Source organism: Shewanella marinintestina (assembly GCF_023283845.1).
In the GTDB taxonomy this organism is placed as follows: domain Bacteria; phylum Pseudomonadota; class Gammaproteobacteria; order Enterobacterales; family Shewanellaceae; genus Shewanella; species Shewanella marinintestina.
Map to the genome: position 1 here is coordinate 1 of NZ_JAKILC010000034.1, position 8,502 is coordinate 8,502.

Sequence of the window (8,502 nt, forward strand, 5' to 3'; positions counted from 1 at the left end):
CATGGCAGTGCTCACCGCCCAGCAAATTAGCGACATTATTGATGGCTTTAGTCTCGATAACGATGACATGGGCTGGACCTATAATATCGATAATGACTTGGTGAACTTCCTCGCTGAGGGCGACACCATTACCTTCAGCTTTGATGTCACGGTAACCGACGCCAACGGCGCCTTTACCACCCAAACCGTCACCATGACCATTAACGGCACCAATGACGCACCAGTCATTACGCCATCGCCTGACGATGAAGCCGGTGAAGTGATTGAGGCCGGTGTGCAGCCTGGCGGTAACACCGCAGAGCCTGGGGTGATGATGGTACAAGGTGACTTGGATGCCACCGACCCCGATAGCGGCGATACTCAAACCTGGTCATTTGCGCCACAGGCCAGTGTTTACGGAACCTTTAGTATTAACCCCGCGACCGGCGAGTGGACTTATACCCTCAATGACAGCACCGACAATAACAGTCCGGTGAACCAGTTAGCCCTCGGTGACACTGTCACTGAAACCTACACCGTGACGGTCACCGACAGCAACGGCGATACTGACACCCAAGATGTCGTTATTACCATTACCGGTACCAACGATATTCCTGAGCTGACGGTAACCAATAGCGGCAGCGTGACCGAAGACAGTATTGATCTGCAGCCCGATCGCCTTGTGGCCACCGGCGATATCACCACCTTTGATGTCGATAACAATGATGTGCTCACCTTAAGCGCTAGTTATAACAGTGATATCAATTGGCTAAATGGTGCCATGGCAGTGCTCACCGCTCAGCAAATTAGCGACATTATTGATGGCTTTAGTCTCGATAACGATGACATGGGCTGGACCTATAATATTGATAATGACTTGGTGAACTTCCTTGCTGAGGGCGACACCATTACCTTCAGCTTTGATGTCACTGTAACCGACGCCAACGGCGCCTTTACCACCCAAACCGTCACCATGACCATTAACGGCACCAATGACGCGCCAGTCATTACGCCATCGCCTGACGATGAAGCCGGTGAAGTGATTGAGGCCGGTGTGCAGCCTAGCGGTAACACCGCAGAGCCAGGGGTGATGATGGTACAAGGCGACTTGGATGCCACCGATCCCGACAGCGGCGATACTCAAACTTGGTCATTTGCGCCACAGGCCAGTGTTTACGGAACCTTTAGTATTGACCCCGCGACCGGCGAGTGGACTTACACCCTCAATGACAGCAGCGACAATAACAGTCCGGTGAACCAGTTAGCCTTCGGTGACACTGTCACTGAAACCTACACCGTGACGGTCACCGACAGCAACGGCGATACTGACACCCAAGATGTTGTCATCACCATTACCGGTACCAACGATATTCCTGAGCTGACGGTAACCAATAGCGGCAGCGTGACCGAAGACAGTATTGATCTGCAGCCCGATCGCCTTGTGGCCACCGGCGATATCACCACCTTTGATGTCGATAACAATGATGTGCTCACCTTAAGCGCTAGTTATAACAGTGATATCAATTGGCTAAATGGTGCCATGGCAGTGCTCACCGCTCAGCAAATTAGCGACATTATTGATGGCTTTAGTCTCGATAACGATGACATGGGCTGGACCTATAATATCGATAATGACTTGGTGAACTTCCTCGCTGAGGGCGACACCATTACCTTCAGCTTTGATGTCACGGTAACCGATGCGAATGGGGCGTTCGATACTGAAACGGTGACAATTACTATTAACGGCGGCAATGATGCGCCTCAGGTTGTAGCAGCTACACCAGTCACAGTTTCAGAGGAAGGCCTAGATAACGGTATTATCGATGACATTGGTACACCAACAGATGTCACCAACCTAAAAACCGACACTGGTACCATCACATTCACTGATAGTGATGCCCCAGATAGTAATGTATTTACGTTATCCCTAGCGGGGCCAAGTACAGATATGTATTCAAACGGCTTTCTTGTTAGCTGGTCTTGGAACAGTAATACCAATACCCTCACTGGTTCTGCAAATGGCACTCCTGTGATGACTATCGTTTTAGGTGCAGTGTCCTCAGGTCTTTCAGGTTTTGAGGCAACTTATACTGTTAATCTGCTGAATAATATCGATCATCCATTAAATGATGTAGAAGACATTCTGACGTTTAATTTCGGGGTAACTATTAACGATGGCACTCAAGATGTGATAACAAACTTTGATGTCACCATTGAAGATGATGCTCCTGTAGATGAGGTTGATGAATTAGCTCAGAATATTATTCCTCACGTAGTAGGAAGCGATGTTACAGGAGATCTATTCGCCCCTGGAGCAGATGGCTTTGGTAGTGTAAATTTCCAAGTATTAACAACAGGCTTGCAATATAACGGACAAGATCTTAGTTATTCAATGAGCGGTAACACCCTTACCGCGAGCGCTAATGGCACAGATGTATTTACAGTCACAGCAGTATTAGACCAAAACGGTCATTACGATTACGTATTTGAGCTTCTACAAGAGGTCGACCTAGAAACCCTCATTGACTATGACTTAGATTCTGCCCCAGCAGGTAATAACTCAGCTTATTATGTAGATGCTGACGGAACTATTTATAGTCAAAACGGCCAAGCCTCAAACGTCATATCAACAATTACGGGGTTTACTAACGGCATTGCTTCTCAGATTAATGCCAATAGCCATGGTATGGGAGTCGGTCCACAGACTTCAATTAGTGACGATGAGTCCATTAAAATTGATTATGGTCCAAATGGAACTTCCTTATTAGCTATTAATCTAGGTACTAATAACAACGGGGTCCACACCGGATCTGCAGACATCCAATATATCATTACTTATTCGGACAACAGCACTAAAGTTGTTAATACAACAATTAACCCAACTTTGTTAATCGAAGAATTGGAAGCCAACGGCCTATCAATCATGTCAATTGAGATAATCCATTTAAGCGGCGAAGACTTCCAGGTAACCAGTCTTGCTTCAAGCGGGCTGATCTTTAATGAACCAATTGATATAGAGTTCGGTTACTCAGCCACTGACGGTGACGGTGACGCAATTGTATTTACCCAGGATAACACCGGCCAATTTAATATCACTCTGACCCCAGACAACCTGCTACCGAATGCCCTGAATAACACTTATAACGTAGATTCAGGCTCAGTAATTATGGCCAACATGATCACTGATGACACTGAAAGCGGAGTGGACAGCGATGCTGACGCTGATACGTTAACCATCACCCAAATTAACGGGGTTGATCTTACCTATGTAAATGGTTCCGCTATTATTTCTATACCAAGTGGACAGCTGACAGTTCAAGCCGATGGTTCATTTACCTTTGCGCATAATGGTAATTCATCAAATCCAGTCAGTTTCACCTATACCATCAGTGATGGTAATGGTGGACTAGACACAGCAACTGTAGATATAGGTGTGTTTAACAGTGCTACTCTAAATCCAGGAGATGATACTTATACAGGAACAACTGGTAATGACACCATAGTTAGTGACGTAACAGGCCTTATGCCGGGAGACGACTATAATATTGCATTTGTTATCGATTCTTCAGGCAGTATGGGAGCGAGTGCAGTTGCAACAGCAAAGCAGCAAATCATAGCGGTACTAGATACCTTGATTGCAAATGCAAACCTACCGGGCGCAGGGACGGTAAACGTCCTTCTAGTCGATTTTGACCAAAGTGCTAATACTTTAATAGAAATCGATTTAAGTACTGGTAATGCTGCGGCTCAAATTGCACAAGCTTTAACTGCAATGACAAGCGGAGGCAGTACCAATTACTCTGCAGCGCTAACTGAAGCATATAACTGGTTTAATACTAATTATCCAAATGGCAATAATCGTACATTCTTCATTACTGACGGAGCGCCAAACACAGACAATGGCCAATCGGGTAACTACTTTAACAATGCTTTAGCCGCATTTGCGCTATTGAATGCAATTTCAGATGTAGAGGCTATTGGTTTAGGTCCAAATATTAACACATCAATATTGCAGCAATTTGATTCGGCTGCACCGTTAATTAACAATGTTGACGTTAATGATCTCGCTGATGCAATTCTTCAATCGAACATCTTACCAGGTAACGATATCGTTTCAGGCGGTGCTGGTGATGACATCATCTTTGGAGACTTAACAGACTTCCTTGGTAATGGTCTACAAGGAATGGATGCTATTAGACAATATGTTGCTGACGATTTAGGTATTAATATTAATGCCGTTAAAGATGCTGATGTTCATGACTTTATTACTAATAACTATGCCGTTTTCGATGTTTCACAAACAGATGATGGTAACGATACCTTAAACGGCGATGCTGGCAACGATATTATTTTCGGTCAAGGTGGTGATGACATCATTGATGGCGGAGAAGGTAATGACGTGCTTATTGGTGGTGATGGAAATGACACTATCATTGGTGGCATAGGCAGAGATTTAATCAATGGCGGAGAAGGTAATGATGACCTTTATGGGGGAGAGTTATTAACCCCAGAAGATAATGAAAGAGACTTTTTCACATGGGGCGCAGGATCGGCTGATGGAAGTACTGACACCGTTTATGGCTTTAATAACCAAATTGATACTCTCGATCTTTCAGACGTATTAATTAACGAAGAAAACGGAAACCTAGAAGACTTCTTATCATTTAGTTTTAGCGGCGGTGACACAACTATTACTATTGACACTGACGGCTTGGGTGCAGGTACAAATAGCGTAATGATTGTTTTAGATGGCGTAGACCTATCTAGTATTTATGGTTCCTCCGATGCTAGCGTAATTATCAGCCAACTTATCAACGATGAGGCACTGATCGCAGATCCTAATACAACACCATTTATCCCACCTTACAACCAATTGGACGACGGGTTAAACCCTCCATAAATATCAATCTTTTGTTCAAGCGGCGCAATTAGCTTTTTTGCGCTTTAATTAAAAAGGCCACAATCCTTGTGGTCTTTTTTAATTACAGGATACAGAAATAGAATTATTCACTTTAGAATAATAAATGTTCAGCACAAAACAATATCGTCAAAAAATTGACCCAATATTTCAAACTGTATAACATTGACGAAATATACGTTGCTTTATAAAAAATAAATGCTACATCTGTTGTTTTCGCAGGGAGCCAAACAATGAAGTCTATTCTCACCACACAAGCTGGCCAAATTCAGAACCTAAGTGGTGTCGTTACAGTCAACATTATGGGTAATGACAAACAAATCGCTGAAGGCGAATCTGTCCCTGCTGGCGCAAAGCTACTAATAGCTGAAAATAGTGCCGTTGAAATTCTTTATGACGATGGAACTTTATTGTCATCAACCACTGAAGTGCCATCATCAAATACTGCAGCCAATGCTGATATCTCTGATGACGAACTAGCATTAAGTGAAATTGAAGAAATTCAAGCGCTTATTTTAGCTGGGGAAGACCCTAGTGAAGGCCCTGATACTGCAGCAGGCAACCAAAGTAATAGCGAAGGGGGCTCAAGCCATGTATCTATTTCCCGCTCAGGAAATGAAACTTTAGCGAGCAACGGCTTCGATACGTCATTTCTGAAAAACGATATAGCAAACGATGAAAATAATAACTTTTCCAATGCCAATACTACTGTATTAGATAGTCCAAGTACGTTAAATAATGATAGCAACATAATACCTGAAGATACTGTTGCATCTGGCAATGTGTTAAGCAACGATACCGATTTTGATGAAGCATTATCAGTAGTTAGCTTTGAAGTTGAAGGGCAAACTTATAACGCTGGCACCAGCGTTGAACTGGACGATGGCGTGTTAGTTATCAATGCCGACGGCTCTTACACCTTCACCCCCAATGAAAATTGGAACGGTGTTGTTCCGGTTATCACATACACCACAAACACCGGTTTAACCGCGACGCTGACGATTGAAGTCACGCCAGTTGATGATCCGAGCGTGCTGGTTAATGACAGCAATACCATTGCAGAAGATGAAGTCGCCACCGGCAATGTCTTAGATAATGATACAGATCTCGATAGTGATTTATCAGTGGTTAGCTTTGACGTTGAAGGGCAAACCTATAACGCTGGCACCAGCGTTGAACTCGACGATGGCGTCTTAGTCATCAATGCAGATGGCTCCTACACCTTCACCCCCAATGAAAATTGGAACGGTGTTGTTCCGGTTATCACATACACCACAAACACCGGTTTAACCGCGACGCTAACGATTGAAGTCACGCCAGTTGATGACCAAAGTGTGCTGGTTAATGACAGCCAAACTATCGCTGAAGATGAAATCGCTACCGGCAATGTCTTAGATAATGATACAGATCTCGATAGTGATTTATCAGTGGTTAGCTTTGACGTTGAAGGGCAAACCTATAACGCTGGCACCAGCGTTGAACTGGACGATGGCGTCTTAGTCATCAATGCAGATGGCTCATACACCTTCACCCCCAATGAAAATTGGAACGGTGTTGTTCCGGTTATCACATACACCACAAACACCGGTTTAACCGCGACGCTGACGATTGAAGTCACGCCAGTTGATGACACGAGCGTGCTGGTTAATGACAGCAATACCATTGCAGAAGATGAAGTCGCCACCGGTAATGTCTTAGATAATGATGCAGATCTCGATAGTGATTTGTCTGTGGTTAGCTTTGACGTTGAAGGACAAACCTATAACGCAGGCACCAGCGTTGAACTTGACGATGGCGTGTTAGTCATCAATGCAGATGGCTCCTATACCTTTACCCCCAATGAAAATTGGAACGGCGTTGTTCCGGTTATCACGTACACCACAAACACCGGTTTAACCGCGACACTGGCGATTGAAGTCACCCCAGTTGATGATCCGAGCGCGCTGGTTAATGACAGCCAAACTATCGCGGAAGATGAAGTCGCCACCGGTAATGTCTTAGATAATGATGCAGATCTCGATAGTGATTTGTCTGTGGTTAGCTTTGACGTTGAAGGGCAAACCTATAACGCAGGCACCAGCGTTGAACTTGACGATGGCGTGTTAGTCATCAATGCAGATGGCTCCTATACCTTCACCCCCAATGAAAATTGGAACGGCGTTGTTCCGGTTATCACGTACACCACAAATACCGGTTTAACCGCGACACTGTCGATTGAAGTCACCCCAGTTGATGATCCGAGCGTGCTGGTTAATGACAGCCAAACTATCGCTGAAGATGAAGTCGCCACCGGCAATGTCTTAGATAATGATGCAGATCTCGATAGTGATTTGTCTGTGGTTAGCTTTGACGTTGAAGGGCAAACCTATAACGCAGGCACCAGCGTTGAACTGGACGATGGCGTGTTAATCATCAATGCAGATGGCTCCTACACCTTCACCCCCAATGAAAATTGGAACGGCGTTGTTCCGGTTATCACGTACACCACAAACACCGGTTTAACCGCGACACTGACGATTGAAGTCACGCCAGTTGATGATCCGAGCGTCCTGGTTAATGACAGCCAAACTATCGCGGAAGATGAAGTCGCCACCGGTAATGTGCTAACTAACGACTCAGATGTTGATAACGATCTCACGGTCGTTAGTTTTGAAGTAAATGGTGACAATTATACCGCTGGAAGCACTGTTGAGTTAGACGGTGGCTCACTTGTTATCAACGAAGACGGCACTTACACCTTCACACCTAATGAAAATTGGAATGGTAGTGTCCCAGTCATTAGTTACTCCACTAATACAGGTGAAACAGCTACGCTTACCATTACCGTAACAGAAGATGCAACCGACTTGAGCAATGACAGTATCACTGTTGCTGAAGACACAGTCGCTAGCGGTAACGTATTGAGCAATGATGAAGCTGGCAATACCAGTGTGGTGAGCTTCACCCTCGACACTAATGGCAACGGCAACCAAGAAAGCTTCACTGCCGGCGAGAGTGTTACCTTAAGCGGGGGGATCTTGCTGATAGGCACAGACGGCAGCTACAGCTTCACACCTAATGAAAATTGGAATGGTAGTCTTCCTGTCATTACCTACACCACTAACACCGGCGAAACCGCCACGCTTAACATCGAAGTAACTCAAGTTGATGATCCTAGTGCGCTAGTCAATGACAGCCAAACTATTGTAGAAGACACTGTTGCCAACGGTAACGTGCTCGATAATGATTCTGATATAGACAACAATTTAAACGTAACAAGCTTTGAAGTTGAAGGAAAAACCTATACAACAGGCACAACTGTTGATTTAGAAGACGGTTCGATTGTTATCAACGAAGATGGTTCCTATACCTTCACACCAAATGAGAACTGGCATGGTGTCGTTCCGGTAATCACTTACACTACTAATACTGGTGAAACAGCTACTCTCACTCTAACCGTCAGCCCGGTGAATGATCCAACCAATGTCACTGGTGGCACCTCGGGGACTGGACTTGAAGATGGCGGCGCCATTACCGGTACCCTAACCGCGACCGATGACGATGGCCTCAGTGATGGCAGCGTCTTTACCGTGACCGGCAACCCGGCCAACGGGACCGCCACCATT

At 45.1% G+C, this 8,502-nt stretch carries 2 protein-coding genes; both read left to right on the forward strand.

The genetic code is table 11. The annotated features are described in order from the left end of the window. A partial coding sequence (locus L2747_RS21200) for a VCBS domain-containing protein (RefSeq protein WP_249000907.1) occupies positions 1-4,879 on the forward strand: 4,879 nt, incomplete at its 5' end. A 251-nt stretch (positions 4,880-5,130) separates the two neighbouring features. Next, a partial coding sequence (locus tag L2747_RS21205; protein WP_249000908.1) for a retention module-containing protein occupies positions 5,131-8,502 on the forward strand: 3,372 nt, incomplete at its 3' end.